We start from the raw sequence: 26976 nt of genomic DNA, 5'->3' as shown, positions 1-26976 counted from the left end.
CTCGTCGTCAACTGCGCCGGCCTGCACGTGCCGCGAACGCGTCGAGCGCGCGGAGGATCTCGTCGTTCCGGTAGACGACCCCGTGCCGGTACTCGTTCTTCTTCGCCAGGACGCCGGCCTCGACCAGGCGTTCGAGGTGCGGGTACACGTTCTTCGGGTCCACCCCCATCTCGGCGGCGAGCGTCGACGCGTTGAGGACCGGTTGCCGCGCCACCACCTCGAGGGCACGCCACACACCGGAATCGCTGCGGGCGGTCACCGCCGTACGCCAAGCAGCCCGGATGGCCGAGATCTCCTCGACGAGTTCGCGCGCGTTCCCGACCGCCTCGAACGATGCCTCGGACACGAGCCGGATGATCGGGTCGACCTCACCACGGCGGTACGCAGTGAGCGCGTCGACGTAGCCCGCGGTGTCGGTCAGCAGTCCTGCCGAGACGGGCACCGTGACGTTCTGCGTGAGTTCGTTCGAGCGCAGCATCGCCTGGAGCAGCGCGCGCCCGGTTCGTCCGTTGCCGTCGGTGAACGGGTGGATCGTCTCGAACTGTGCGTGGGTGACGGCCACCTGGGCGAGTCTTGGGAGGTCGGTCCGGCGGGCGAAGGTCATCGTGTCGTCCACGAGGGCGGGGACACGCTCCCAGGACGGCACGACGTACTCTGCACCCACTGGTGTGCGCCCGCTCGTCCCGATCCGCACCGGTTCCTCGCGGAAGCGGCCGGCCTCGTGGCGTCGGTCGTGCTCCATCAGGACTTCGTGCATCGACAGGACGGTCGCCGTGGTGAGCTCGTCGGAGAGTTCGATGGCCGTCCGCATCGCGCGCGTGTTCGAGACGATCTCGCTCGCGTTGCGTTTTCCCTCCCCGCCGAGCTCCGCCGTGAAGATCTGTCGTGCACTCGCCGTGAGGTGCTCGATCTGCGAGGAAGCAGCGGCTTCCGATCGGAGCAGGAGTGCGGCGAACGGAGCAACCTCGTTGCCCAGCGAATCGTCGAACCGAGCGAGGGCCGTCGAGGCCTCGTCCGCCAGGGCAGCGACCTCTGCCGAGGGCCGGAGCGAGCGCTGCGCGATGGTCGGCGGGAGCGCGGCTTCGTACCGTTCGCTGACGACGTCACGTCGCGCGGCTCGCGGTCCGGATTCCGCGTACCGGCTCTGCCACCGGAGTTCCTCGAACTCGAGAGCAGGCCAGGCCTCGGATGCCGATGTCATGACGACCTCCTCGGATTTTCTGAGTTAGACGATTATCTCAGAAAATCTGCCCTCCGCGTCCTGTGATCCGTCAGCCCCGCGCCCGCAGGAACGCGACCTGCCGCTCCCAGTGCCGGAAGCCGCCACCCTCGTGCCCGTTGTACGGGTAGACCTCGATCGCCTTGTCCGCCGAGCCGAGGGCGTTGTACGCCGCGAAGGTCGTCCGCGGCGGCACGACGTCGTCCATGAGCGCGACGGAGAACAACGCGGGAGCGGTGATCCCGGCGGCGAAGTGCACCCCGTCGAAGTACGCGGCGGTGTCCCACACGGTGTCGATCGCGTCGCGGTGCACGGACAGGTACTGCGCGAGTTCGCGGTACGGTCCGCCGACCGCGACCGCCGTGCCGTTCTCCCAGTCGCTGAGGAACGCGACGTCGGGCAGCAGTGCTGTGATCGGTCCGACGTGCGCCTCGACGAGGGCGGCAGCGGCGATGGTGATCCCGCCGCCCTGGCTGCCGCCGGTGAGCGCGATGCGCGTGGCATCGACGCCGGGCAGTGTCCGGACGGCGTCGACGAGCCGGACGGCGTCGGTGTACACGCGCCGGTAGTAGTGGTCGGCGGGCGATCCGATGCCGCTCGTCATCCACCCGCCGATGTGCGGGGCGGACCCGTGCGGGTCGGGAGTGTCACCACCGGAACCCCACCCGCTGCCCTGACCGCGGGTGTCCATGACGACGTGCACGTACCCTGCGAGGGCCCACGAGACGCGCTCACCGGGCAGCCCCCGCCCGCCGTTGTAGCCGAGGAACTCGACGACGACGGGCAGGGGCTCGGTGGTCCCGACCGGACGGGTGATCCAGGCGCGGACCGGGTCGGCGGCGAAGCCCGGGAACGTGAGGTCCTCGACGACGAGTCCCGTCACCGGGGTCTCCGCGGGGACGACGACGGGCGCGACGCCCGCCCCGGCGGTCCGTGCCGACTCGATGGTCTCCGTCCAGAACGCGTCGAAGTCGGCGGGGCGCCGGACCTCGGGTCGGTACGAACGGAGCGCGTCGAGGGGCAGGTCGGTCAGGGGCATGTGGGTTCCTCCGGGTGTGCTGGTGTCAGCGAGCCGCTCCACGGTACTGCGCGAGCACCTCAGGACGCGGGTCCGCCGTGACGGTCGTCGCGTCGGTCGTCCACGTCGGCAGGGCGCCGGTGAGCGCCCACGCGGCCTGCTTCGCGGCGCCGGCCGCGACGTACTCGCCGGGTTCCGGCACGAGGACGTCCCGCCCGAACACCTGTGCGGCGACGACGCGCACGGCCTCGTTGCGTGCGGCACCGCCGATGAGCAGCAGCCGTTCCACCGTGACGCCGGTGCCCTCGACGGCCGCGAGACCGTCCGCGAGCGCGCACAGCATCCCCTCGACGGCGGCCCGCGCCAGGTGCGCACGGTCCGTGGTCGCGGGTGTCATGCCGAGCAGCGAGGCGGTCGCGTCGGGCCGGTTCGGGGTGCGCTCGCCGACGAAGTACGGCACGAGGACGAGTCCGTCGGCACCGGCCGGCGCCTGCAGCGCCAGCTCGCCGAGCTCGTCGTGGTCCACGCCGAGCAGTCCGCCGATCACCTCGAGCACGCGGGCCGCGTTGAGCGTGGTGACGATCGGGAGGCGCGACCCGGTCCCGTCGGCGAATCCCGCCACGGTCCCGCTCGGGTCCGTCACCTCGGCGTCGGTGACCCCGAAGACGGTGCCGCTCGTGCCGAGGGACACCGCGACGTCACCCGGGCCGAGCCCGAGGCCGAGCGCCGCCCCGGCGTTGTCGCCGAGCCCGGCGCCGACGACGAGACCGGACGGTGCCGTGGCACCGTGCGGCAGCGGGACGTCGACGTCGAGCGTGCCCATCGCCTCGTCCGGGGCGACGACCCGCGGCACGACCACGGCGTCGTCGTCCCCGGTCTCGGCGGTGCGGAGGGGCCGGCCGAACGCGAGCGCGAACAGCTCCGGGTCGTACTCCCGGCGCACCGGGTCCCAGTAGGCCGTCCCGCTCGCGTCGGAGCCGTCCGTGGCCAGGGCGTCGAGGTCGGGACCGAGGGGGCTCTCGTCCGCCGGACCGTACCCGCGCAGCCGCCACGACAACCAGTCGTGGGGGAGCGCGACGGCGGCCACGCGCGCCGCGTTGTCCGGCTCCGCGTCGCGGAGCCACCGCAACTTGGTCCCGGTGAACGACGCGACCGGCACCAGACCCGTGTGGGCGACCCATGCCTCCCGGCCGAGCTCCTCGACCATCTGCGCGGCCGCATCCGCACTGCGGACGTCGTTCCAGAGGAGGGCGTCGCGGACCACGTGACCGTCGGCGTCGAGCGCGACCATGCCGTGCTGCTGCCCGGCGATCGCGATCGCACCGACGTCCTCGAGGCCGCCGGCGTCCGCGATCGCGGCGCCGAGGGCGTCCCACCAGTGGCGCGGGGCGACGGACGTGCCGTCCGGGTGGGACGCGCGCCCCTCCCGGACGACCGCACCGGTGCCCGCGTCACGGATGGTGACCTTGCAGGACTGGGTCGACGAGTCGACCCCGGCGACGAGCTGCTGGCTCAACGAGCGCCCATGAGGTGCTCGATCGCGAGCTGCTGCAGCTTGACGAAGCCGAAGCCCTTGCCGCCGAAGTACGCGTCCGCGTCGAAGTCCTCGTACGCGGAACGGTCCGCGAGGAACGCGTCGTACGACTCGCCGTCGTTCAGCGTCGGCGTGCTGAGCTCGCCGACCTTCGACGCCTCGAGCGCGGCTTGGACCTCGGGGTCGGCGCGGAACGCCTGGGCACGCTCCTTGAGCAGCAGGTACATGCGCATGTTCGCGGCCGCGGAGTCCCAGACGCCGGAGATGTCCTCGGTGCGGCTCGGCTTGTAGTCGAAGTGGCGCGGGCCGTCGTAGGCCGGTCCGCCCTGGGGGGCACCGTGCTCGAGCAGGTCGACGAGCGAGAACGCGTTCTGCAGGTCGCCGTGACCGAACACGAGGTCCTGGTCGTACTTGATGCCGCGCTGACCGTTGAGGTCGATGTGGAAGAGCTTGCCCTGGTAGAGCGCCTGCGCGATGCCGGCCGTGAAGTTCAGGCCCGCCATCTGCTCGTGGCCGACCTCGGGGTTGATGCCGAACAGCTCCGGGCGTTCGAGCGTCTCGGTGAAGGCGATCGCGTGGCCGAGGGTCGGCAGGAGGATGTCGCCGCGGGGCTCGTTCGGCTTCGGCTCGATCGCGAACCGGATGCCGTAGCCCTTGTCCGTGACGTAGTCGGCGAGGAGGTTCACGGCCTCGCGGTAGCGCTCGAGCGCGGCCTGCACGTCCTTCGCCGCGTCGTACTCGGCGCCCTCGCGGCCGCCCCACATCACGAAGGTCTTCGCGCCGAGCTCGGCGGCCAGGTCGATGTTGCGGAGGACCTTCCGGAGCGCGAACCGACGGACCTGGCGGTCGTTCGAGGTGAAGCCGCCGTCCTTGAAGACCGGGGCCGAGAACAGGTTCGTGGTGACCATCGGGACGACGATGCCCGTGGCCTCGAGTGCGCCCTTGAGCCGGTCGATCTGCTTCTGACGCTCGGCGTCGGTCGAGCCGAACGCGAAGAGGTCGTCGTCGTGGAACGTCAGGCCGTAGGCGCCGAGTTCGTCGAGCTTCTCGACGCCCTCGACCACGTCGAGGGCGGGGCGGGTCGGGCCGCCGAAGGGGTCGGAGCCGTTGTAACCGATGGTCCAGAGACCGAAGGAGAACTTGTCTGCACGGGTGGGCGTCGTTGCCATGGGGATCACCGTTCGTCGTCGAAACAAAATGTTGCCGCGCCCAACATAAGCGGTAGTGTTGGCTGTGGCAAGGACGTGATCGCAAGGGAGCGAGCGGATGGCACAGGATCGACCACGGGTCGCCATGATCGGGCACGGCTTCATGGGAGCCGCGCACTCACAAGCCTGGCGGACAGCGCCGCGGTTCTTCGACCTCGGTGTCGAACCGGAGATGGCGGTGATCGTCGGACGCGATCCGGACCGCACCGAGGCCGCGCGGGTGCAGTACGGATGGCAGGCCGCCTCCACCGACTGGCGTGCCGTCGTCGCCGACCCGGACATCGACGTCGTGGACATCGTGTCGCCGGGGTCGTCGCACGTCGAGATCGCGATCGCCGCGCTCGAGGCGGGCAAGCACGTGCTGTGCGAGAAGCCCCTCGCCAACAGCGTCGCCGAGGCCGAGGCGATGACCGCTGCCGCCGCGGCTGCCCGGGCGGACGGCGTCCGCGCGATGGTCGGGTTCAGCTACCGTCGCGTGCCCGCCATCGCGTTCGCGAAGCAGCTCGTGGCGTCCGGCCGGATCGGGACCGTGCGGCAGGTCCGTGCGCTGTACCTGCAGGACTGGCTGGCCGACGCCGACGGCCCGATGACCTGGCGGCTCGACAAGGAGCTCGCCGGGTCCGGAGCGCTCGGTGACATCGGTGCGCACGCGATCGATCTGGTCGAGCACGTCACCGGTGCGTCGCTCACCACGGTCTCGGGGCTGCTCGAGACCTTCGTGACCGAACGGCCGCTGCTCGCCGACGGCGTCGGACTGTCCGGCACGGCGTCGAGCGAACGCGGGCAGGTCACCGTCGACGACGCGGCGTTCTTCACCGCACGGCTCGGCGGCGGCGCGGCCGACGGTGCGATCGGCACGTTCGAGGCCACGCGCTACGCCACCGGCCGGAAGAACGGTCTGACGCTCGAGATCAGCGGGTCCGACGGCGCGATCCAGTTCGACCTCGAGTCGATGAACGAACTCCGACTGTACGAGTCGTCGGCACCCGCGGGGGAGCAGGGCTTCCGCCGCATCCTCGTCACCGAGCCGGAGCACCCCTACATGGCGGCGTGGTGGCCCACCGGACACCTCATCGGGTACGAGCACACGTTCAGCCACCAGGTGAAGGACTTCATCGAGGCGATCGTCGCGGGCACCGACCCGTCACCGTCGTTCGAGGACGGCCTGCACGTGCAGCGCGTGCTCGACGCCGTCGAACGCAGTGCCGCCGACGGCAGCGCCTGGACGGTGATCTGAGTGACGGGACGCAAGCAGGCGCTCGTCGTCCGCGGTGGCTGGGACGGCCACCAACCCGTCGAGACCACCGACTCGTTCGTGCCGTTCCTCCGCGACAACGGGTTCGACGTGCAGGTGTCGGACTCGACCGCCGTGTACGCCGACGAGTCCGTCATGGCGGACGTCGACCTGATCGTCCAGGTCGTCACGATGTCCACCATCGCCGACGACGAGTTCGCCGGGCTGCAGCGGGCCGTCCTCGGCGGCGCCGGGCTCGCGGGCTGGCACGGCGGCATCGCGGACGCGTTCCGGAACACCGCCGACTACCTGCACATGATCGGTGGGCAGTTCGCACACCACGCGGGGAAGCACCCGTCGGAGCGCACCGGCGAGCAGTCCGACAACTACATCCCGTACACGGTCCACATCACCGACCTCGGGCACGAGCACCCGATCACGCACGGCATCGAGGACTTCGACCTCGTCACCGAGCAGTACTGGGTGCTGAGCGACGAGTACAACGACGTCCTCGCGACCACCACACAGGAGGCACGGGACTTCGACACCTGGAACCGACCGGTCACGGCGCCGGCGATCTGGACCCGGCAGTGGGGCGAGGGGCGCGTGTTCGTGTCCGCGCCCGGACACCGGCTCGAGGTCGTCGAGTCGCAGCCGCTCCGCACGATCATCGAACGGGGACTCCTGTGGGCAGCCCGGTGAACGGACCAGCGCTGCGGGTCGGTGTCGTCGGTGTCGGCACCATCAGCCAGCAGTACTTCGAGCACTTCCCGGCCCTGCCCGGCCTGGCGCTCACGGCCGTGGCGGACCTCGACGTCGACCGCGCCCGGTCGGTCGGCGACGCCCAGGGCGTGCGGGGGACCAGCGTCGACGAGCTCCTCGCCGCGGACGACGTCGACGTCGTGCTCAACCTGACGATCCCGGCCGCGCACGCCGAGATCGCCACCCGGGCCCTCGACGCCGGCAAGCACGTGTACGGCGAGAAGCCGCTCGCACTCGCGACGGCCGAGGCCGCTCCCGTGCTCGAACTGGCCGCACGCTCGGGCCTGCGGGTCGGCAGCGCGCCGGACACCGTGCTCGGGACGGGGATCCAGACCGCCCGCGCGGCGATCGACGACGGCCGCATCGGCGACCCGGTGGGCGCCGCGGTGTCGTGGAGCGCCCCCGGACACGAGCTCTGGCACCCGGCACCCGCGTTCTACTACCAGCCAGGCGGCGGACCGCTGCTCGACATGGGGCCGTACTACCTGACGAGCCTCGTGCAGTTCTTCGGCCCGGTCGCCCGGGTCAGCGGCAGCGCCACACGCTCCACCCGCGAGCGCACCATCGCGACCGGCCCCTTCGCCGGCGCGCCGATCCCGGTCGACGTCGACACCCACGTGGTCGCGGTGCTCGAGCACGCGAGCGGCGTGGTCTCGACCGTGACCGTCTCGTTCGAGGTCTGGGCCACCCGGGCGCCGCTGTTCGAGGTGCACGGCACCGCGGGCAGCCTGGCGGTGGCCGACCCGAACCGCTTCTCGGACCCGGTGTCGATCGCCACGGCCGACGACCGCGAGTGGCGCGAGCTGCCGGTCGCGGCCGGGTACGCCGACGCCGGACGTGGCTACGGTCTCGCGGACATGGCGCACGCGATCGCGACCGACCGGCCGCACCGGGCGTCGGGCGAGCTCGCGTTCCACGTGCTCGAGATCATGGAGGCCGTCCAGACCGCGGCACGGGAGCACACCGTCGTGACGGTGTCGTCCCGCGTCGAGCGGCCCGCGACGGTGCCCCTCGGTGCCCGGCCGGGCACCTGGTGAACCGGCCACAGGAGGAAGGAAGCAGCATGACGGACACGACCCGTGCCTCCAGGCCGGTCACCCTGTTCACCGGCCAGTGGGCGGACCTGCCCTTCGAGGAGGTCGCACGCCTGGCGGGCGAGTGGGGCTACGACGGCCTGGAGATCGCCTGCTGGGGCGACCACCTCGACGTCCGCCGCGCCGCGACGGACCCGTCGTACGTCGCCGACCGCAAGGCGGTCCTCGAGCGCAACGGCCTGCAGGTCTGGACCATCGCGAACCACCTCACCGGGCAGGCGGTGTGCGACGACCCCATCGACCAGCGGCACGAGGACATCCTGGCACCGCACGTGTGGGGCGACGGCGACCCGGAGGGCGTCCGGCAGCGTGCCGCCGAGGAACTGCAGTGGACCGCGCGTGCGGCCGCAGCGCTCGGCGTCGACACCGTCACGGGGTTCTCGGGCTCGTCGATCTGGAAGACCGTCGCCGGGTTCCCCCCGGTTCCCGCGTCGATGATCGACGCCGGGTACCAGGACTTCCACGACCGGTGGTCGCCGATCCTCGACGTGTTCGAGGAGGTCGGGGTCCGCTTCGCGCTCGAGGTGCACCCGTCCGAGATCGCCTACGACTACTGGACGGCTGCACGGGCCCTGGAGGTGTTCGCGGACCGGCCGTCGTTCGGGTTCAACTTCGACCCGTCGCACTTCGTCTGGCAGGACCTCGACCCCGCCGCGTTCCTGCTCGACTTCGCCGACCGGGTCTACCACGTGCACTGCAAGGAGTCGGTCAAGCAGCTCGACGGCCGCAACGGACGGCTCTCCTCGCACCTGGCCTGGGGCGACCCCCGACGCGGGTGGGACTTCGTCACCGCCGGACACGGGGACGTGCCGTGGGAGCGGGTGTTCCGCGTGCTGAACCACATCGGGTACGCGGGTCCGACGAGCGTCGAGTGGGAGGACGCCGGCATGGACCGACTCGTCGGCGGCCCGGAGGCGCTCGCGTTCGTGCGCAGGCTCGGGACGATCGCGCCGCCGGAGGCCTCGTTCGACGCGGCGTTCTCGCGGTCGCGGTGAGCGGCCCGCGGGGCCCGAGACCCGGCCGCAGCGACAGTCCTCGCGCTCCCGAGCCCGAGGACGGTCGCTCAGGCCGAGTCTCGGCGACCAAGCCGGCGGCGACCAAGCCCGGCAACGCCGCGCGGGTCCTCCGCATCGTGCACGAGGACGGCCCGGTCACGCGCGCCGAGCTGACGCGCCGCACCGGGCTCAACCGGTCCACGATCCTCGCACTCGTCGGGGAGCTCGTCGACCTCGGCCTCGTGCACGAGGAGACGCCGGCGCCGGGCACCCCGGGAGCCGGCGTCGGGCGCCCGAGCGGCGTCGTCCGAGCCTCGAGCGACGTGCTCGCCGCAGCGGTCACGGTCGAGATCGACGCGGTCGGGGTGGCGCTCGTCGGCCTCGACGGCACCGTGCGCGACCGCGAGGTCGAAGCCCAGCAGGACGTCCCCACCGCAGCGCAGGCGATGGACGCCGTCGTCCGGGTCCTCGCGGTGCTGACCGCCAGGACCGCCCCCGCGGCCCGGATCGTCGGGGTCGGCGTCGCCGTCCCCGGCATCGTCCGCGTCGAGGACGGCACCGTCCGGGACGCCCCGCACCTCGGGTGGCGCGACGAACCCTTCGCCGCGCCCCTCGCCGATCGGATCGGTCTCCCGGTGCGTGCGGCGAACGACGCCAACCTCGGTGCCTGGGCGGAGCGCCTGTACGGCAGCGCCCGCGGCGTCGACGACCTGGTGTACCTCAACGGTGGTGCGAGCGGCATCGGCGGCGGGATCGTCAGCGCCGGCCGACCCTTCAGCGGCGCAGACGGGTACGCGGGGGAGCTCGGCCACACCTTCGTCGCCGCGAACGGCATCCGCTGCCACTGCGGTGCGGTCGGGTGCCTCGAGACCGAGGCATCGCGGTCGGCCCTCACGCTCGCCACCGGCACGCCCCCGGACGACCTGGCGGCGCTCGCCGTCGCGCTCGCCGCAGGACGCCCGGAGGTCGAGCGGGTCGTCGACCGGCAGGTCGCCGCGCTCGCCACGGGGCTCCGCAACGCGATCCACACGGTCGACCCGGAGGTCGTCGTGCTCGGCGGCTTCCTCGGGGCCCTGCTCGGCCACGTCGGGGACCGCATCGAGGCCGACGTCCGTGCCCAGTCCATGCCGGCCATGACCGAGCGGCTCCGGATCGTGCCGGCCGCCCTCGGCACCGACGTCCTCGTCCGCGGTGCCGCCGAGATCGGCTTCCGCGACCTCCTGCTCGACCCGTCATCACCCACCACCACGGGCCGCGCCGCTGCGGCCGAGGAAGCGAGACCCGCATGACCACCGACCAGCACCAGCGTGTGAGCGTCCTGCTCGGCACGCAGGACCTCACCGTCGAGGACCGCCCCGTCCCCGCCGTCGACCCCGGCGACGTGCTCGTCCGGGTCGCCGCCGTGGGCGTCTGCGGCTCCGACGTGCACTACTACCGGCACGGCCGCATCGGGGACTTCGTCGTCGAGGAGCCGCTCGTCCTCGGCCACGAACTGTCCGGCACGATCACCGCCGTCGGCGAGGGCGTCGACCCGTCCCGCGTCGGGCAGCGCGTGGCGATCGAACCGCAGCGGCCGTGCCACCGGTGCGCGCAGTGCCTCGCCGGGCGCTACAACCTCTGCCCGCACATGCGCTTCTACGCGACGCCGCCCGTCGACGGTGCCTTCGCCGAGTTCGTCACGATCGAGTCCGAGTTCGCGCACCCGCTGCCCGACTCGGTGTCGTTCGAGGCCGGAGCCCTGCTCGAACCCCTGTCCGTCGGCATCGCCGCCGTCCGCAAGGCCGGGATCGTCCCCGGTTCGAGCGTGCTCATCGCCGGTGCCGGTCCGATCGGCATCATCTGCGCGCAGGCCGCGAAGGCGTTCGGCGCCTCGCGGATCGTCATCAGCGACCTCGTCCCGGAGCGTCGCGAGCGTGCGCTGTCCTACGGCGCCACCGAGACCGTCGACCCGACCGTGGTGTCCGTCGCGTCCGACCTGCCGCCGTTCGACGCGTTCATCGACGCCAGCGGTGCGCCGCGGGCGGTCTCGGACGGCATCAGGGCCGTCGGACCCGCTGGCGCGGCGGTGCTCGTCGGGCTCGGCAACTCCGAGATGACGCTGCCGGTCGAGCACATCCAGAACCTCGAGGTCACGGTCACCGGGATCTTCCGCTACACGAACACGTGGCCGGTCGCGATCGAGCTGGTCGCGTCGGGCCAGGTGGACCTGGACTCGCTCGTCACCGGCCGCTACGGCCTCGACGACGTCCGCGAGGCGCTCGAGAGCGACACCGACCCCGAGTCCCTCAAGTCGGTCGTCTACCCGGGTGGCGTGCCGGCCTGACCTCGCACGGTGCGAGGTGTGCCGTCGGACCGTGCGAGGTTCCGCGCAGGGTGGCACCCTCGGTGCCTCGCACCGTGGACGGTGCCTCGCACCGACCGAGGCGCGCGCACGGCGGGCAGGGACGACGTGACGGATGGGCGGACTGGAGGCGCGGTGCGGGCCCGCCCCGTTCCTCCAGTCCGGCACGTGACCCGGAACGGGGCCACCGGTGCGACACCCGGACGCGCTACGGTTCGCGCATGACGGCTTCCCCCGCGGCTGCAGTGCCGCAGCGCACCGACCGCCGCGCGCTCGTGTCCTGGGCCCTGTGGGACTGGGGGTCCGCGGCGTTCAACGCCGTCGTCACGACCTTCGTGTTCAGCACCTACCTGGCGAGCCGTGCGTTCGTCGACCCGGCGCTCGTCGCCGACACCTCGGCCGCCGGGAAGGCGCTCGTCGAGCGCGAACTCGCCCACAACGCGGCCGTCGTCTCGACGGCGCTGACCATCGCGGGGATCGTGGTCGCCCTGGTCGCCCCGGCGGTCGGTCGGCTCGCCGACTCGTCCGGGCACCGGCGGCGCTCGGTCCTCGTCGCCACCATCGGCGTCGTGCTGTCCATCGCCGGCATGGTCTTCGTCGCGCCGAGCCAGCCGTACCTGCTGCTCGGCGCGGCGCTGCTCGGGATCGGGACGGTCGCGTACGAGATCGCGAGCGTCGGGTACAACGCCATGCTCGGCCAGGTCGCGTCGGGGGAGGAGACCGGGCGGGTCTCGGCGATCGGCTGGGCGGCCGGGTACTTCGGCGGGATCGTGCTGCTCGTCGTGCTGCTCGTGCTGTGCATCCAGGACTTCGGCGGCGGCGACGTCGCGGGACTCCTGCAGCTGCCGGCGACGGTGGCGTCCGGGCAGTGGGACGTCCGCGTCGCGATCGGCATCGCCGCCGTCTGGCTCGCGGTCAGCTCGATCCCGCTGTTCGTCACCGTGCCCGAGGCCGTGCCGGACCCGTCGGTCCGTGGCGGCGGCGTGTTCGGCGCCTACCGGGACCTCGGGCGTGACATCGCGCGGCTCTGGCGCGAGCGGCGCAACGTCCTGGCGTTCCTGCTCGCGAGCGCCGTCTTCCGTGACGGGGTCGGCGCGGTGTTCACCTTCGGCGGGATCGTCGCCGCCCAGGTGTTCGGGTTCAGTCCGTCGCAGGTCATCCTGTTCGCCATCGCCGCGAACGTGGTCGCCGGCGCCGCCACGTTCCTGTCCGGCAGGTTGGACGACCGTTTCGGGTCGCGCGCGATCATCACGGTGTCGCTCGTTGGGCTCGCGGTGTGCGGGATCGGCGTCTTCGCGGTGGGCACCGTGACGGCGGGCTTCTGGGTGCTCGGCCTGACGCTGGCGGTGTTCGTCGGGCCGGTGCAGGCGTCCTCGAGGGCGTACCTCGCACGGTTGGCGACACCCGGGCGCGAGGGCGAGCTCTTCGGGCTGTACGCCACGACCGGTCGTGCGGCGTCGTTCCTGGCCCCGGCGCTGTTCGGGATCGCGGTGACGGTCGGCGGGTCCACGCGGTTCGGGATCCTCGGGGTCGTGGTGGTGCTCGTCGCCGGGCTGGTGCTGATGACCCTGGTGAAGCGGGAGCCCCGGGCGTAGTGAGCGGGCGCGGCGTGCCGGGCGCCGGGTGCCGGGCCCCGGGCGAAAAGGGGCGTACCTGGCGAGAACGGGCGTACCGAGTGCTTCTTTTCGACCGGGTACGCCCGTTCTCCCATTGGATCGCGCGCGTTCTGGGAAGGAACGTCCGACTTCCGCAGGTCGCGTGCGCCAGGATGGTGGCATGACCGACCAGCGGATCGCCGTCGTCGTCCTCGCCGCCGGGCAGGGCACGCGCATGAAGTCGTCCACCCCGAAGGTGCTGCACCGTCTCGCAGGCCTGCCGCTCATCGCACACGTGCTCCGGACGGCGTCGTCCCTCGAGCCGGAGTACGTCGCCGTCGTCGTGCGGCACGAACGCGACCGGGTCGCGGCCGAGGTCGTCGAGCGCGCCCCGGACGCCATCGTGGTCGACCAGGACGACGTGCCGGGCACCGGGCGGGCGGTCGAGGTCGCCGTGCAGGCGCTCCCCGCCGACTTCGACGGTGCCGTCGTGGTGCTGTCGGGCGACGTGCCGCTGCTCGACGCACCGTCCCTCCGTTCGCTCGTGGACGCCCACGTCGGTGGCCGCAACGGTGCGACCTTCGTCAGCGCCATCGCGCCGGATCCCACCGGGCTCGGACGCATCGTCCGTGACGCCGACGGGGCGTTCGTCGCGGTCGTCGAGCACAAGGACGCGACGGCCGAGCAGTTGACCATCACCGAGGCGAACGCCGGCATCTACGCGTTCGACGTCGCACACCTCCGTGCGGTGCTGCCGTCCCTCACCACCGCGAACGCGCAGGGCGAGAAGTACATCACCGACGCGCCGGCACGCATCGGCGAGCGGGGCGGCCGGGTCGACGTCGTCACCCTCACCGACCCGTGGCTCGTCGCCGGGATCAACGACCGCGCGCAGCTGTCCGACGCGGCCCGCGTGCTCAACGAGCGCATCGTCCGCCGCCACCAGCTCGCCGGGGTCACCGTGCAGGACCCGGCGACCACGTGGATCGACCTCGACGTGTCGATCGAGCCCGACGCCGAGATCCTCCCGGGCACGCAGCTCGTGGGCGCGACCGCGATCGCGGCCGGCGCCGTGGTCGGCCCGGACACCACGCTCCGTGACACCGAGGTCGGTGCCGGCGCGGTCGTCAACCGTGTCGACGCGACCCTGGCGGTCATCGGCGACGACGCCTCGGTGGGACCGTTCGCGTACCTGCGCCCTGGGACGATCCTCGGCGACCACGGCAAGATCGGGACGTTCGTCGAGACGAAGAACGCGAGGATCGGCCGGGGCAGCAAGGTGCCGCACCTGTCGTACATCGGCGACGCCGAGGTGGGCGAGGACTCGAACATCGGGGCGAACACGATCACCGCGAACTACGACGGCGTGCACAAGCACCGGACCGAGGTCGGGTCGAACGTCCGTACAGGCTCGCACAACGTGTTCGTCGCCCCGGTTAGGATTGGCGACGGGGCGTACACCGGCGCGGGTACGACCGTCCGCAAGGACGTACCGGCCGGTTCGCTGGCCATCAGCTACGCCCCGCAGCGCAACACCGACGGTTGGGTCGAGGAACACCGACCCGGCACGCCGGCGGCCGAGGCTGCTCGGCGAGCGCACGGCGAACAGATCTGACGGCTCTCGGGCCGATCGACACGGCCCCGCGGGGTCAGGGAGTGAGCACCGCACTTGTCCGGAATCAAAACGACCGGCCAGAAACGACTCGTCCTCGTCTCAGGACGAGCACACCCGGCGCTCTCGGCCGAGATCGCCGAAGAACTCGGTGTCGAGCTCGTCCCGACCGATGCCCGCACCTTCGCGAACGGGGAGCTCTACGCCCGGTTCGACGAGTCGGTCCGTGGCTGCGACGCCTTCGTCATCCAGTCGCACACCGCGCCGATCAACGAGTGGCTCATGGAGCAGCTCATCATGGTCGACGCGCTGAAGCGTGCCTCGGCGAAGCGCATCACCGTCGTCGCGCCCTTCTACCCCTACGCCCGGCAGGACAAGAAGGGCCGCGGGCGCGAGCCGATCTCGGCCCGTCTCGTCGCCGACCTGTTCAAGGCCGCCGGTGCGCACCGCATCATGAGCGTCGACCTGCACGCCGCGCAGATCCAGGGGTTCTTCGACGGCCCCGTCGACCACCTGTTCGCGATGCCCGTCCTGCTCCAGCGCTTCCAGGAGATCCTCGACCCGTCGACGCTCACCGTCGTCTCGCCGGACATGGGTCGCGTCCGCGTCGCCGACATCTGGTCCGAGAAGCTCGGCGCGCCCCTGGCGATCATCCACAAGCGCCGCGACCCGCTCGTCCCCAACCAGGTCTCCGTGCACGAGATCGTCGGTGACGTCTCGGGCCGCGTGTGCCTGCTCGTCGACGACCTCATCGACACGGGCCGGACCATCGCGAAGGCGGCCGAGGCGCTCAAGAACGCCGGCGCCACCGGGGTCGTCGTCGCCGCGACGCACGCCGTGTTCTCCGACCCGGCGACCGAGCTGCTGCAGAGCGAGTTCATCGACCGGGTCGTCGTCACGGACACGCTGCCCCTGCCGGAGGAGAAGCGCTGGGACCGTCTCGAGGTCCTGCCGATCGCCCCGCTCATCGCCCGCGCCATCCACGAGGTCTTCGACGACGGCTCCGTCACGTCGATGTTCGACGGCGCCGCTTGACCACACCCGCGCGTGACGCGCTCGCGGCCCGGCTCCGGGCCGCGGGCAGCGTCTTCGCCGAGGACGAAGCCGACCTCCTGCTCGAGGCCGGGGACGGCGACCCGGCACGGCTCCGCTCGGTCGTGCACCGCCGGCTCGGTGGTGAGCCGCTGGAGTACGTCCTCGGCTGGGCGGCGTTCGACGGGCACCGCGTCCGCGTGACCCCGGGGGTGTTCGTCCCCCGTGCCCGCACGACGGTCGTGGTGGAGCAGGCCGCGCGTCGGCTGCAGCGCTACGACCGGGTGGTGGACCTCTGCTGCGGTGCCGGGGCGATCTCGGTGGCACTGCTCGGACGCGTCGGCGCGCTCGACCTCGTGGCGGCGGACATCGACCCAGACGCCGTGGACGTCGCCGCCGAGAACATCGGCGACCGGGGCATCGTCGTCGCAGGGGACCTCTTCGCGCCACTGCCGGACCGCTTCCGCGGTGCCGTGGACGTCATCGCGGTGAACGCCCCGTACGTGCCGACCGGCTCGATCGCGACGATGCCGTCGGAGGCCCGCGACCACGAACACCGCGTCGCACTGGACGGTGGCGCGGACGGCCTCGACCTGCACCGGCGGATCGCCACGGGAGCGGGGGAGTGGCTCCGGCCGGGCGGCTCCGTCGTCATCGAGGTCTCCGAGGCGCAAGCGGCGGTGTCGTGTGCCCTGTTCACCGACGCCGGCTTCGACGCCGCAGTCGAGTCCGACGACGAGGTCGACGGCACCTGCGTCGTGGCGACCCGCCCCGCCTGAGACCCGGCCCAGCGCGCGAGACGCCGCCCGGGCGCGCGAGGCGCCGCCCGGCGCGCGAGACGCCGCCCGGCGCGCGAGACGCCGCCTGCCGGACGGGACGCCGCCGGATCCGGCGGTGTGTCGCCCTGGACGCGGTGTCTCGACGACGTGACGGTGTCCCGTGAGCCGCACCGCGCCTCCAGGCCGACGACGAGACGTCGACAGCCGGCCATCGTCAGGCCGCGCGCACCTCGACACTGTGCCACCCGGAGGCGCCGTTCGGTGCCGGCGGCCGCTCGACGCTCGTCTGCACCTCGCCGTCGGCGCTCACGGCACGGACCTGGATGCGGTGCGACCCCTTCGTCGGCGTCCACCGGTACACCCACTGCCGCCAGGTGTCGGCGGACACGGAGTCCGCCAGGGTGGCGTCCTGCCACGCGCCGTCGCCGACCCGGACCTGCACGGCCTTGACCCCGGTGTGCGGCTGCCAGGCGACGCCGGCGACGGCGACCGTCGATCCGGCGTCGACCGTGGAACCGGCGCGGGGCGTGTCGATCCGCGACTCGAGCTTGACGGGCCCGCGTTCCGACCAGCCGCGCGGCGTCCAGTAGCCCTGGGCGTCGGCGAAGCGGGTGACCTCGAGTTCGGTGACCCACTTCGTCGCGGACACGTAGCCGAACAGCCCCGGGACGACCATCCGGACCGGGAAGCCGTGCTCCGGGGGCAGCGGCTCGCCGTTCATGCCGACCGCCAGCAGCGCCGCGGTCCCGTCGTCCTGCAGCACGTCGAGCGGTGTCCCGGCGGTGAAGCCGTCGACGCTACGGGAGAGCACCATGTCGGCGCCCGCGTGCGGTCCGGCGCGTTCGAGCAGGTGTCGGATCGGGTAGCCGAGCCACAGCGCGTTGCCGATGAGGTCGCCACCGACCTCGTTCGAGACGCAGCTCAGGGTGGCGAGGTGCTCCTCGAGCGGCAGGGCGAGCAGGTCGTCCCAGGTCAGCTCGACCTCGTGGTCGACGGCGCCGTGGATCCGCAACCGCCAGTCCGCGGTGTCGACCGACGGCACCCGCAGCGCGGTGTCGATCCGGTAGAAGTCGGCGTTCGGGGTCACGTACGGGGTGATGCCGGCGACGTCGAGCGACGCCCCTGCGGGGACGGCCGGCGCCGTGGTCGCGGGCTCCGGCAGTCGGATCGCCCGACGGGCGGCCGCGGCTGCCTGCATGGCCGAGGTCCCCAGCCTGGAGGCAGTGCCCACCACGACCGCGAGGGTCGCCGCGGTGACGCCCCAGACCAGGAACGCGCGACGCTCGGTCGACGCCGGGCGCGGTGCGGCGGACGGCACGGCCGCCGCGGCCTCCCACCGGCGGAGCCGCACCGCGAGGAGTCGCAGCACGATGATCGCCGCGGCCACGCCCAGGACCGACGGTGCACCGTCCCACGTCCCGCTGCCGGAACGAGTGCTGACGGCGACGAGCGACAGGACCCCGCCGACCGCGAACACGAGCGCCCCGAACGGCGGCCGTGCCCGCTCGAGGACACCCGCGCCGGCGCTGATCACCGCGACGAGGACGGCCATCAGGACGAACAGCGCCGCCTTGTCGCCGGTGCCGAACAGGGCGACCATGAGGTCCTTCGCACCCCGCGGCGCGAGGTCGATGACGGCCGACCCGACGGCGACGAGCGGACTCCCGGCACCGCCCAGCGCGAGGGCACCGAGCTCGGCGGCGGCGAAGAACGCAGCGGCGGCGACGAGACCCGTTCCGGCCGCGAGGACCATCGGTCGACGGACGGTCCGGGGTGCGGTCTCGACTGCGGGCTCGACGTCAGTGGTCACGGGCCGAGCGTAGGTCGCGGCTGCCGCGCGTGGGCTGACAGTTGTGCGTGTCCGTCCGTCCACCGGGCCGGGCGTGGTTCGCCCGTCCACCGGGCCGGGCGTGGTTGGGTGCCCGTTCACCGGACCGGGCGTGGTTGGGTGCCCGTTCACCGGGCCGGGCCAGCGGGCACCGAGCGGGGCGTGCGAGGATCAGGGTGTGCTGAGGCGTCCCGACCGTGTCCCGCGCTTCGGTCGCGCCCGACGGCGGGAACGCCGCCCGATGTCCCCGGCACGGCGGTTGCTGGTCCTGCGCTGGGTCATCGTCGGCGTGTGGGCAGCACTCCTCACCGCCAGGATCATCGTCGTGGCCACCACACCGGACGCCGACCTGACGTACTTCGGGGTCGCCGAGGTCGTTGCGATCACCCTCGGGGTCGTCGTGATCGGTGTGGCGGTCGTCCGGGCGCAGTCCGTCCGGCGCCGCCGCGAGGACGAAGCACTCGCCCTCGCGATCCGCCGCATCGACCCGACGGTGTGGCTCGTCCCCGCCGCCCCGACACCGGAACTCCGCACCTCGATCGAGACCATCCGTCCCGAGGTCTCGCTCGGCCACCGCGTCACGTGGGCGTTCGGCGCGACCGAGGCGTCGCTGTGGGAACTCGAGGATCGACGCGCGACCCGGCTGCTCGTGATCCGGTGGAGTCGCATGGTGCACGTCGGGCTCGAGGACGTCCAGGGCGACGGGCGGTCGTGGGCGATCGCCATGCACTACGTCCGGCCTGACGACACCACGGCCGTGGCGACGTTCTTCGTCCGCGCGGCCCCGGGGTCGCGGCGGATGCTGGGACGCGGGCCACGGCTGGAGCGGCTCGTCGCGGACCTCGCACGGGAGCGCATCGTCGCGTAGCGGCCGACGACCGGGCCGCGTGGCGTGCGGCGGCGGGGCCGCGTGGCGTCCGGCTGCGACGTCGCGTGGCGTCCTGCGGCGGGGACCGCCGGGAAGGCGGGAGGCCCCGCCGATCGGCGAGGCCTCCCCGTGGTGCGGTTGTCGCCGCGGTCTAGTGGGTGGACGGTTCCTGGTCGACCTCACGCCGGTCGTCGTCGGACCACAGCGTGTGGAAGGTGCCGTCCTTGTCGATGCGCTGGTAGGTGTGCGCGCCGAAGAAGTCCCGCTGCCCCTGGATGAGGGCGGCCGGCAGCCGGTCGGAGGCGAGGGAGTCGAAGTACGCCAGCGCCGACGAGAAGCCCGGTGCGGGGATCCCGGATGCCGCAGCGATGCCGACGATGCGGCGCCAGGCGGCCTCGCCCTCCTGCACGGCGTTCGCGAAGTACGGGTCGACGAGCAGGGACTCGAGCGTCGGGTTCTTGTCGTACGCCTCGACGATGCGGTTGAGGAACTGGGCCCGGATGATGCAGCCGCCGCGCCAGATCTTCGCGATGTTGCCGAGGTTGATGTCCCAGCCGTACTCCTTCGCCCCGGCGATGATGAGGTCGAACCCCTGTGCGTACGCGACGACCTTCGACGCGTACAGCGCCGCACGGACGTCGTCGGCGAACCCGTCCGGGACCTCGGCGATGGCGGGACGGTCCGGGAACGCCCGCTGCACCGCGGCACGCTGGGTCGGCTTGGACGACACGGCACGGGCGAACACCGCTTCGCCGATGCCGGAGACGGGGATGCCGAGCCCGACCGCGTTCTGCACGGTCCACACACCGGTGCCCTTCGAGCCGGCTTCGTCACGGATGACGTCGACGAGGGCCTTGCCGGTGTCGGCGTCCTGCTGCTTGAGGACCTCGACGGTGATCTCGATCAGGTACGACTCGAGGTCGCCGCCGTTCCACTCGTCGAACACCTTCACGAGGTCCTCGACACTGAGCCCGCCGACGCGGCGGAGCAGGTCGTACGACTCGGCGATGAGCTGCATGTCGGCGTACTCGATGCCGTTGTGCACCATCTTCACGAAGTGGCCGGCGCCGTCGGTGCCGATGTGGGTCACGCACGGCTCGCCCTCGGCGACCGCGGCGATCGACTTCAGGATCGGACCGAGGGTCTCCCACGCCTCCTTCGACCCGCCGGGCATGATCGACGGACCCTTCAGCGCGCCCTCTTCACCGCCCGAGATGCCGGTGCCGACGAAGTTCAGACCCTTCTCGCGGAGGTCGTGCTCGCGGCGGATGGTGTCGTGGAAGTTGGCGTTGCCGCCGTCGACGATGATGTCGCCCTCCTCGAACCGCTCGGCCAGCTGCTCGATGACCGCGTCGGTGCCCTTGCCGGCCTGCACCATGATGATCGCGGTGCGCGGCTTGGAGAGCGACGCGACGAAGTCGTCGATCGACTCGGACGCGATGAACCCGGCGTCGCTGTGCTCGTTCAGCAGTTCCTCGGTGCGGGCGTAGGTGCGGTTGTAGACCGCGACCGTGTTGCCCTCACGCGAGGCGAGGTTGCGTGCGAGGTTCGACCCCATCACGGCGAGACCGACCACGCCGATGTTCGCCTGTCCGTTGTTGTCTGCCACGAAGGTCTCCTTTGTCCTGACGTTCGCCACCAACCTACGGTCCGCGGCTCGGGACCGCACGGGTGTTACGGCAACTGGGGATCAGTGTTCACGCAGACCAATACTGTGGAGGGATGACCGAGAGCGTTGTCCTCCCGCCCGTGCTCGTGATGGGGGTCTCCGGCTCCGGCAAGTCGACGATCGGCCAGGCCCTCGCCGATGCGCTCGCCGAGCGCGGTGACCCGAGTGCGTTCGTCGACGCGGACGACCTGCACCCGGCCGCGAACAAGGAGAAGATGCGTCAGGGCATCCCGCTCACCGACGAGGACCGGTGGCCGTGGCTCGATGCCTGCGCCGCCCGGATCGCGTCCGTCGAGGCATCGGGAAGCCGGTGTGTGATGGCGAACTCGGCGCTCAAGCGCGTCTACCGCGACCGTCTCCGCGAATCGGCTCCGGGCCTCGTCATCGCGTACCTCGACGGCTCGCACGACCTCATCGCCGAGCGGCAGTCGCACCGGCACCACGAGTACATGCCGGCGTCGCTGCTCGACTCGCAGTTCGCCATCCTGGAGCGGCCGGAGCCGGACGAGGCCGCCGTCGCCGTGCCGATCGACGGGTCGGTCGACGACACGGTGACGGCGATCCTCGCGGCGCTGTCGGTCACTTCCGGCTGAGCTCGGAGAGCCGCGAGCGGTACTCCTCGGCGTCGATGTCGCCGCGGGCGAAGCGGTCGGCGAGCACGGAACGGGCGTCCGACCGAGCACGCCCGCTGCCACGGCGGAGGACCCCGAACACCACGAACACGACGAGGAACGCGAAGAAGAAGAACGCGGGGAAGACGAAGAACGGGAACCCGCCGCCGTGCCAGTACGGGGCGGTGGCTGCGATGGTGGTGGTGAGCACGAGGACCTCCTGGGGTCGGTTTCGGTGCCGCTGTCGCGACCGTTCCAGGATCCGGTCTGGAGGCACGGTGCGCGTCCGCCACGGAGCCCCACTTCCGCCTGCTCCCGCGGTCGTAGGGCACGTCCTCCTCCACAGGCGACTACTCCCGGGGGAGTAGTCCACAGGTCGTGCTCTCGCCCGATGCCCCGCGCTCGCGCCGACCCTAGGCTCGAACCATGGACCCCAGCCCGACCGTCGTCGAACCGGCGGACGTCGACCCCAGCTGGGGCCGGCGTCGACGCTTCGCCCGCGTCGGTCGCGTGCTGCCGGTGGCGTTCCTGCAGATCGTCGGCACGCTCGTCGCGTCCCGCTACGCCGCCTCGGGCGGCGGCGTCGCCGGCGACGGTTCCGGTCCGCCGTGGGCACGGCACGCCTTCGGCGGCGCGGTCGATCCGGTGGTCGTGGGACCACTCGCGATCGCCCTGCTCGTGGCGGGCGTCGTCGTGCTCCCGTGGCGGTGGCGATGGCCGCGCGCGGTGCTCGTCGTCACGCTCGCCACCACGATCGGGTACGCCCTGCTGGTGAGTCCTCGTGGGCCGTTCGTCGCAGCCCTCACGATGGCGATGGCGAACGCGTGGCTCCGTGGGCACCGACGGTGGGTCGCCGGTGCGGCGGGACTGGCGATCGCGGTGCTCCCCACCGCCGACGTGCAACTCGGGCGGTCGGCGGTCCTCGACCTCAGTGCAGGCCTGCTCTGCATCGCGTGGGTCACGGTGACGATCGCGGTGTCCGAGCTCGTCCGGGTCCGCCTCGAGCGCGTCGCCGAACGACGGCGACAACGAGCAGAGGCCGATCGTCGCCGCGCAACCGACGAACGGGTCCGGATCGCACGGGAACTCCACGACTCGGTCGCCCACAGCATGTCGCTCATCAACCTCCAGGCGGGGGTCGCCCTCCACCTCGGGGCCGACCTGCCGGAACAGACCCGGGACTCCCTCGCCAGCATCCGCGACTCGAGCCGCGAAGCCCTCGTCGAGCTCCGGACGATCCTCGGCGTGCTCCGTTCCGTCGACGGGGCGAACGAGGGTGCGGCCGACGGAGCGGGGTCGGAACGCGCCCCGACCGCGGGCCTCGATCGCGTCGCCGACCTGGTGGAGCGCGCGCAGGCCGCCGGGATCGACGTCACGCTGACGCTCGAGGGGGACAGGGACGGCGTGCACGGCGTCACCGACCGGAACGCGTTCCGCATCGTGCAGGAGTCGGTGACCAACGTGATGAAGCACGCGCCGGGGCACCGGGCGGCGGTGACGATCTCGATCGGGCCGGACGTCGTCGACCTCCTGGTCGAGGACCACCCGGTGGAGCCGCAGTCGGTCGGCACCCCGTCGACCGAACCGCTCGCGTCGACCGGCAACGGCATCATCGGGATGCGAGAACGTGCGAACGCCGTCGACGGCACCCTCTCCGCCGGACCGACGACCGACGGCGGCTGGCGGGTGGCTGCGCGCCTCCCGGTCGTCGGTACCGAACCGGAGGACGCCGGATGACCACCGATCCCACCACTCCCGACACGATCCGCGTGGTCCTCGTCGACGACCAGGTGCTCGTCCGCGCCGGACTCCGGGCGCTCGTCGACGCCGAACCCGGGATGACCGTGGTCGGCGAGGCGGGCGACGGCGACACCGCGGTGGACGTCGCCCGGCGGGAACACCCCGACGTGGTGCTGATGGACATCCGGATGCCGGGCACCGACGGCCTCGCGGCGACGCAGCGGATCTCGGCCGACCCCGACCTCGCCGGCGTGCACGTCGTCATCCTCACGACCTTCGAGGAGGACGACTACGTGTTCGAGGCGATCCGCGGTGGTGCCGCCGGGTTCCTCGTGAAGGACACCGAGCCCGCCGAGCTCCTCCGGGCGATCCGGACCGTCGTCGCGGGGGAGTCCCTGCTCTCTCCTGGGGCGACCCGCTCCCTGGTCGAGGCGTACGCCACCCATGCCAAGCCGTCGTCCCTCGCACCGGAGCTCGGCGTCCTCACCGACCGGGAGCGCCAGGTCATGCAGCTCGTCGCGGTGGGGATGACGAACGCCGAGATCGCTGCACACCTGTTCGTGAGCCCGATGACCACGAAGACCCACGTGTCCCGGGCGATGATCAAGCTCGGCGCCCGCGACCGCGCCCAGCTCGTCGTCTTCGCCTACGAGACCGGCCTCGTCACCCCGGGTTGGCGCCCGTGATCCCGCGCTCCGCTCCGAGCACGACCTCGGAACCCTCGGCCATCGACGTCCAGATCGACCTCGCACTCGGAGACTTCGCCGATGCGCTCGACCGACTCCGAAGCGCTGATCAAGAGTGTCCGATCAACGGCGCACCGCGCTGATCGAGGCGTGCGGTCGATGTCCGGGATCTTCTCGATGCCGGACGTCGGTGACGGTGAAGCCGCCATCGACGAGCACGCCCGCCAGCTGGTCCACCGGCCACCGGTAGGCGGTCGTGACGGCGTGGTCGAACGGCTCGAGTTCCGGCCCGTCGAAGAACCCGACCAGCAACGTTCCACCCGGTCGCAGGATCCGGTCGAACTCCGCGATCGCTTCGGGCACACGACCCGGCTCGTGATGGATCAGCGAGTACCACGCCAGCACACCAGCGACGGTTCCGGTTGCCAGTCCGGTCGCCTCGAGCGGCCGGAGTCGGAAGTCACGACCCGGCGCTCGATGCACCGCATGGTCGATGAACCACGGAACAGCGTCGATGCCGATGGCCGGAATCCCCAGGCCCGCGAGGTGATCGGTCCAGTGGCCTGGCCCGCAACCCGCGTCGACCACGGTTCCGTCGCAGCCCTCGGCCCAGCGGACGACAAGATCTCGATCCTCCGGGTGCACGCTGTCCATGCTGCCGAGCAGGCTCGTGTACTCCTCGGCTCGAGACGCGTACGCCTCGGTGACGTGACTCTCCATCGCACGACGGTACTTCGTCGACCGGGTGGCAACGGATGGCAACGGCTGCCCCGAGCCGGGCGGCCGAGTTGCATGGGGCCATGTCGTCCAGCGGGTACGGCGTCGTCGCCGGAGCAGAACTGACCGAGGCCGTCCGCCGTGCGGGCGCCGATCACGTGGAGCCGACGATCGCCGGCAACCTGGCGATCCGGCCGGGCGGTGACGACGGCGGCTGGGCGCGCAACGACGTCTACGCCGGTGCCCGCTTCGCGTCCTTCGCGATCCTCGTGCCCGGAGACCTTCCGCTCCTGACCGCGACCCCCGCCGCCGTCCGGGACTACTTCGACGCCGTCCTGCCGATCGTCCGCTCCGTCGCCGACCCCGGTGCCAAGATCGTGTTCGGGTCGGGGACCGCCCGCACAGCACCCGACGGCATGCCCCGGACCGAGGCCCACCGCCGGTTCGCCGAGGTGCTCCGCACGGCCCGGGACACCGCCGCGGCGAACGATCTGCGCATCGTGCTCGAACCGCTGAGCCGCTCGGAGACGAACGTGCTGCACTCCTTCGCCGAGGCCGTCCGGTTCCTCGACGACGCGGCCATCGACGGGGTGGACGTCGTCGCGGACCTCTTCCACATCCGGAACGAGGGGGAGTCGCTCGACGTCCTCCGGGACCACGGCGACCGTGTCGGCCACGTGCACGTCAGCGATCGGGGCCGGCTCCCGCTCGGGGCCGAGGGCGGCGACGACGTGTGGCGCGACTTCCTCACCGCCGTGCACGACGGCGGCTACCGCGGCTCGGTCTCGCTGGAGTGCAACTGGTCCCGGGACACCCCGGCCGCCGAGGCCGAGATCCGTCGCTCCCTCGACCTCCTGCGGCGAGCGCACGACGCGCTCGTGTGAGGCAGGACCCGCACGGTGCGAGGTTCCGCGCGCGGTGCGACCGAGATCGCCTCGCACACTGCGCGGAACCTCGCACACTGCGGAACAGCGCCCGCACCCCCTCAGAGCTTGAACGTCGCCCTCGGGATGTCCGACACGATGCGCTGCGCGGTGCGGACGGCGTCCTCCTCGGACAGCTCGTGCGTGACCACGAGCGACGCCAGGTACGCCGCGTCCGCACGGCGGGCCATGTCGTGCCGTGCCGGGATCGAGCAGTACGCCCGGGTGTCGTCGATGAACCCCGAGGTCTTCGTGAACGACGCGGAGTCCGTGATGGCCGCCCGGTACCGTCCGATCGCCGCGGGGGTGTCGATGAACCACCAGGGCGCGCCGGCGTACACGGCGGGGTAGAAGCCGGCGAGCGGTCCGATCTCGCGGGAGAACACGGTCTCGTCGACGGTGAAGAGCACGAGGTGGAAGCCGGGTGCGGTCCCGAACGACTCCAGCAGGGGCCGGAGCGGTTCGGTGAACGACCCGACCGCTGGTAGGTCGTGTCCGGTGTCCGGGCCGAAGCGCTCGAGCGTCGGCGCGTGGTGGTTCCGCAGCACACCGGGGTGGAGCTGCATGACGAGGCCGTCCTCGACGCTCATCTCGGCCCAGCGGTAGAGCATGTCGTGCCGGTACGCGACGGCCTCCGCGGCGGTCACGCCTCCCGGACCCGAAAGCGCGGCCGCGTGGATCCGCGAGCGCTCCGCGGCCAACAGCGGTGTCGATCCAGCGTCGAGCACTCCGGTGTCGGTGGCCGTCGCGCCGTGCTGGATGAAGTACTGGCGACGTGCGCGCAGAGCCGCCAACAGCCCGTCGTGGGTTCCCGTGTCGATGCCGGCGGCCTCACCGATCGACGCGACCACGTGCCTCCAGTCCGGTCCCGACGGGTCGAACACGGCGTCCGCGCGGAACGTGGGGAGCACCCGGCCGGTGAAGGTGGGGTCCGCGGCGAGCCGTGCGTGCGCGGCGAGGTCCGCGGTGGGGGCGTCGGTGGTCGCGAGGACCTCGATGCCGAAGGCGTCGAACAGGGCGCGCGGACGGAACGCCGGCGACGCCAGCAGGTCGGCGATGTGGTCGTACTGCGCGTCCGCGTTCGCGGCCGACGGCTGCTCCGTCAGTCCGAAGACGTCGTGCAGCTCCGTCTCGAACCAGTAGCGGACGGGGGTCCCGAGGAAGTCGTCCCAGTGCTCGGCCAGGTTCCGCCAGATGGACCTGCCTGGAGGCACGGTGCCGGTTCCGGACAGGTCGACGCGACCCAGCGCCTCCAGTCCGACACCGTTCGCGTGCAGGAGCCGCAGGACGTAGTGGTCCGGCGTGATGAGCAGCGACGCGGGGTCCTCGAACGGCTGGTCGTCCGCGATGAGGGAGGCGTCGACGTGGCCGTGGGGGGAGATGATCGGCGCGTCCTTGACGGCGTCGTAGACCGTGCGGGCGACCGCGCGCGCTCCCGGCTCGGCGGCGAAGAGCCGGTCGGGGTGCGGGGCGAGCGGGGTGGCGGTGCTGGTACGGGTCATCGTCGACTC

Annotated in this window: 24 protein-coding genes; 15 read left to right on the top strand and 9 right to left on the bottom strand. The window is 72.1% G+C overall.

Annotated features, from left to right (window positions below; translation table 11 throughout):
• Positions 1-7 precede the first annotated feature (7 nt).
• The 4 genes from CRP27_RS11560 to xylA all read right to left on the bottom strand — a co-directional run bounded on the left by CRP27_RS11560 (position 8) and on the right by xylA (position 4940).
• Complete coding sequence (locus CRP27_RS11560) at positions 8-1201, bottom strand: Fic family protein (RefSeq protein WP_097180792.1); 1194 nt, start codon at positions 1199-1201, stop codon at positions 8-10.
• Positions 1202-1271: 70 nt separating this feature from the next.
• The gene (locus CRP27_RS11555) at positions 1272-2258 is read right to left on the bottom strand and encodes an acetylxylan esterase (protein ID WP_097180791.1); all 987 of its coding nucleotides are present in this window, start codon (positions 2256-2258) and stop codon (positions 1272-1274) included.
• Positions 2259-2283: 25 nt separating this feature from the next.
• Positions 2284-3753 (bottom strand): FGGY family carbohydrate kinase, encoded by a 1470-nt coding sequence (locus tag CRP27_RS11550; protein WP_097180790.1) that lies wholly within the window; start codon positions 3751-3753, stop codon positions 2284-2286.
• Positions 3750-4940 carry a xylose isomerase gene (xylA, locus tag CRP27_RS11545; RefSeq protein WP_097180789.1) on the bottom strand — a complete coding sequence of 397 codons (1191 nt, stop codon included), beginning with the start codon at positions 4938-4940 and terminating at the stop codon, positions 3750-3752. Before xylA ends, CRP27_RS11550 begins: the two co-directional genes overlap by 4 nt.
• A gap of 97 nt (positions 4941-5037) precedes the next feature.
• Here xylA and CRP27_RS11540 point away from each other — a divergent pair, with 97 nt between their 5' ends.
• The 10 genes from CRP27_RS11540 (at position 5038) to CRP27_RS11495 (ending at position 16423) form a co-directional block, all read left to right on the top strand.
• Positions 5038-6216: a Gfo/Idh/MocA family protein gene (locus CRP27_RS11540; RefSeq protein ID WP_097180788.1), complete on the top strand. Its 1179-nt coding sequence runs from the start codon at positions 5038-5040 to the stop codon at positions 6214-6216.
• Complete coding sequence (locus CRP27_RS11535) at positions 6217-6915, top strand: ThuA domain-containing protein (RefSeq protein ID WP_097180787.1); 699 nt, start codon at positions 6217-6219, stop codon at positions 6913-6915.
• Positions 6912-8012: a Gfo/Idh/MocA family protein gene (locus CRP27_RS11530; protein ID WP_255257551.1), complete on the top strand. Its 1101-nt coding sequence runs from the start codon at positions 6912-6914 to the stop codon at positions 8010-8012. The genes CRP27_RS11535 and CRP27_RS11530 overlap by 4 nt, the downstream gene beginning before the upstream one ends.
• A 26-nt stretch (positions 8013-8038) precedes the next feature.
• Positions 8039-9064 (top strand): sugar phosphate isomerase/epimerase, encoded by a 1026-nt coding sequence (locus CRP27_RS11525; protein WP_097180786.1) that lies wholly within the window; start codon positions 8039-8041, stop codon positions 9062-9064.
• On the top strand, positions 9061-10353 hold the full coding sequence (locus tag CRP27_RS11520) for an ROK family transcriptional regulator (RefSeq protein WP_097180785.1): 1293 nt from the start codon (positions 9061-9063) through the stop codon (positions 10351-10353). Before CRP27_RS11525 ends, CRP27_RS11520 begins: the two co-directional genes overlap by 4 nt.
• Positions 10350-11387 carry an NAD(P)-dependent alcohol dehydrogenase gene (locus CRP27_RS11515; RefSeq protein WP_097180784.1) on the top strand — a complete coding sequence of 346 codons (1038 nt, stop codon included), beginning with the start codon at positions 10350-10352 and terminating at the stop codon, positions 11385-11387. Before CRP27_RS11520 ends, CRP27_RS11515 begins: the two co-directional genes overlap by 4 nt.
• A gap of 239 nt (positions 11388-11626) precedes the next feature.
• Positions 11627-13000, top strand: a complete 1374-nt coding sequence (locus CRP27_RS11510; RefSeq protein WP_097180783.1) for an MFS transporter — start codon at positions 11627-11629, stop codon at positions 12998-13000.
• A 181-nt stretch (positions 13001-13181) separates the two neighbouring features.
• A complete protein-coding gene (gene glmU, locus CRP27_RS11505) occupies positions 13182-14615 on the top strand; it encodes a bifunctional UDP-N-acetylglucosamine diphosphorylase/glucosamine-1-phosphate N-acetyltransferase GlmU (RefSeq protein ID WP_097180782.1) in 1434 nt (477 codons plus the stop codon).
• Between the two features lie 54 nt (positions 14616-14669).
• Complete coding sequence (locus tag CRP27_RS11500) at positions 14670-15647, top strand: ribose-phosphate diphosphokinase (protein ID WP_097180781.1); 978 nt, start codon at positions 14670-14672, stop codon at positions 15645-15647.
• On the top strand, positions 15644-16423 hold the full coding sequence (locus tag CRP27_RS11495; RefSeq protein WP_097180780.1) for a putative protein N(5)-glutamine methyltransferase: 780 nt from the start codon (positions 15644-15646) through the stop codon (positions 16421-16423). Before CRP27_RS11500 ends, CRP27_RS11495 begins: the two co-directional genes overlap by 4 nt.
• Before the next feature lie 214 nt (positions 16424-16637).
• On the opposite strand, the gene CRP27_RS11490 is transcribed toward CRP27_RS11495, so the two are convergent.
• Positions 16638-18176, bottom strand: a complete 1539-nt coding sequence (locus CRP27_RS11490) for a molybdopterin-dependent oxidoreductase (RefSeq protein ID WP_097180779.1) — start codon at positions 18174-18176, stop codon at positions 16638-16640.
• A 253-nt stretch (positions 18177-18429) separates the two neighbouring features.
• On the opposite strand from CRP27_RS11490, the gene CRP27_RS11485 reads away from it, so the two are divergent.
• Positions 18430-19119, top strand: a complete 690-nt coding sequence (locus CRP27_RS11485; protein WP_141399746.1) for a hypothetical protein — start codon at positions 18430-18432, stop codon at positions 19117-19119.
• A gap of 151 nt (positions 19120-19270) precedes the next feature.
• Here the strand turns inward: CRP27_RS11485 and gndA are convergent, their stop codons facing one another.
• Positions 19271-20728: an NADP-dependent phosphogluconate dehydrogenase gene (gene gndA, locus CRP27_RS11480; protein ID WP_097180777.1), complete on the bottom strand. Its 1458-nt coding sequence runs from the start codon at positions 20726-20728 to the stop codon at positions 19271-19273.
• Positions 20729-20841: 113 nt separating this feature from the next.
• Between gndA and CRP27_RS11475 the strand changes: the two genes are divergently transcribed.
• Entirely contained in the window at positions 20842-21381 is a 540-nt protein-coding gene (locus CRP27_RS11475) for a gluconokinase (protein WP_097180776.1), read from the top strand.
• Here the strand turns inward: CRP27_RS11475 and CRP27_RS11470 are convergent.
• Positions 21368-21610, bottom strand: coding sequence for a hypothetical protein (locus tag CRP27_RS11470; protein ID WP_097180775.1), 243 nt, complete (start codon positions 21608-21610; stop codon positions 21368-21370). The two genes, CRP27_RS11475 and CRP27_RS11470, sit on opposite strands and share 14 nt — an antisense overlap.
• A gap of 215 nt (positions 21611-21825) precedes the next feature.
• Here CRP27_RS11470 and CRP27_RS11465 point away from each other — a divergent pair, with 215 nt between their 5' ends.
• Positions 21826-23136 (top strand): sensor histidine kinase, encoded by a 1311-nt coding sequence (locus CRP27_RS11465; RefSeq protein ID WP_097180774.1) that lies wholly within the window; start codon positions 21826-21828, stop codon positions 23134-23136.
• Positions 23133-23825, top strand: coding sequence for a response regulator transcription factor (locus tag CRP27_RS11460; protein WP_097180773.1), 693 nt, complete (start codon positions 23133-23135; stop codon positions 23823-23825). The genes CRP27_RS11465 and CRP27_RS11460 overlap by 4 nt, the downstream gene beginning before the upstream one ends.
• A 123-nt stretch (positions 23826-23948) precedes the next feature.
• Here the strand turns inward: CRP27_RS11460 and CRP27_RS11455 are convergent, their stop codons facing one another.
• Complete coding sequence (locus CRP27_RS11455; RefSeq protein WP_097180772.1) at positions 23949-24545, bottom strand: class I SAM-dependent methyltransferase; 597 nt, start codon at positions 24543-24545, stop codon at positions 23949-23951.
• Positions 24546-24625: 80 nt separating this feature from the next.
• On the opposite strand from CRP27_RS11455, the gene CRP27_RS11450 reads away from it, so the two are divergent.
• Positions 24626-25426 carry a sugar phosphate isomerase/epimerase gene (locus tag CRP27_RS11450; RefSeq protein WP_176505569.1) on the top strand — a complete coding sequence of 267 codons (801 nt, stop codon included), beginning with the start codon at positions 24626-24628 and terminating at the stop codon, positions 25424-25426.
• 101 nt (positions 25427-25527) lie between these two features.
• Here CRP27_RS11450 and uxaC read toward each other — a convergent pair whose 3' ends face one another.
• Positions 25528-26967 (bottom strand): glucuronate isomerase, encoded by a 1440-nt coding sequence (uxaC, locus tag CRP27_RS11445; RefSeq protein ID WP_097180770.1) that lies wholly within the window; start codon positions 26965-26967, stop codon positions 25528-25530.
• Positions 26968-26976 lie beyond the last annotated feature (9 nt).

Origin of the sequence: Curtobacterium sp. 314Chir4.1, assembly GCF_900215175.1 — a bacterium.
Classification (GTDB): Bacteria; Actinomycetota; Actinomycetes; order Actinomycetales; family Microbacteriaceae; genus Curtobacterium; species Curtobacterium pusillum_A.
This window is presented reverse-complemented; position numbering and strand designations above follow the sequence as displayed.

Bases quoted from the DNA above. Each gene is read 5' to 3' on its own strand.
- CRP27_RS11460 (WP_097180773.1), top strand. From the start codon at position 23,133: ATGACCACCGATCCCACCACTCCCGACACGATCCGCGTGGTCCTCGTC.
- CRP27_RS11510 (WP_097180783.1), top strand. From the start codon at position 11,627: ATGACGGCTTCCCCCGCGGCTGCAGTGCCGCAGCGCACCGACCGCCGC.
- CRP27_RS11560 (WP_097180792.1), bottom strand. From the start codon at position 1,201: ATGACATCGGCATCCGAGGCCTGGCCTGCTCTCGAGTTCGAGGAACTC.
- uxaC (WP_097180770.1), bottom strand. From the start codon at position 26,967: ATGACCCGTACCAGCACCGCCACCCCGCTCGCCCCGCACCCCGACCGG.
- glmU (WP_097180782.1), top strand. From the start codon at position 13,182: ATGACCGACCAGCGGATCGCCGTCGTCGTCCTCGCCGCCGGGCAGGGC.
- CRP27_RS11490 (WP_097180779.1), bottom strand. From the start codon at position 18,176: ATGGTCCTCGCGGCCGGAACGGGTCTCGTCGCCGCCGCTGCGTTCTTC.
- CRP27_RS11555 (WP_097180791.1), bottom strand. From the start codon at position 2,258: ATGCCCCTGACCGACCTGCCCCTCGACGCGCTCCGTTCGTACCGACCC.
- CRP27_RS11455 (WP_097180772.1), bottom strand. From the start codon at position 24,545: ATGGAGAGTCACGTCACCGAGGCGTACGCGTCTCGAGCCGAGGAGTAC.
- CRP27_RS11515 (WP_097180784.1), top strand. From the start codon at position 10,350: ATGACCACCGACCAGCACCAGCGTGTGAGCGTCCTGCTCGGCACGCAG.
- CRP27_RS11540 (WP_097180788.1), top strand. From the start codon at position 5,038: ATGGCACAGGATCGACCACGGGTCGCCATGATCGGGCACGGCTTCATG.
- CRP27_RS11475 (WP_097180776.1), top strand. From the start codon at position 20,842: ATGACCGAGAGCGTTGTCCTCCCGCCCGTGCTCGTGATGGGGGTCTCC.
- xylA (WP_097180789.1), bottom strand. From the start codon at position 4,940: ATGGCAACGACGCCCACCCGTGCAGACAAGTTCTCCTTCGGTCTCTGG.
- CRP27_RS11465 (WP_097180774.1), top strand. From the start codon at position 21,826: ATGGACCCCAGCCCGACCGTCGTCGAACCGGCGGACGTCGACCCCAGC.
- CRP27_RS11450 (WP_176505569.1), top strand. From the start codon at position 24,626: ATGTCGTCCAGCGGGTACGGCGTCGTCGCCGGAGCAGAACTGACCGAG.
- CRP27_RS11525 (WP_097180786.1), top strand. From the start codon at position 8,039: ATGACGGACACGACCCGTGCCTCCAGGCCGGTCACCCTGTTCACCGGC.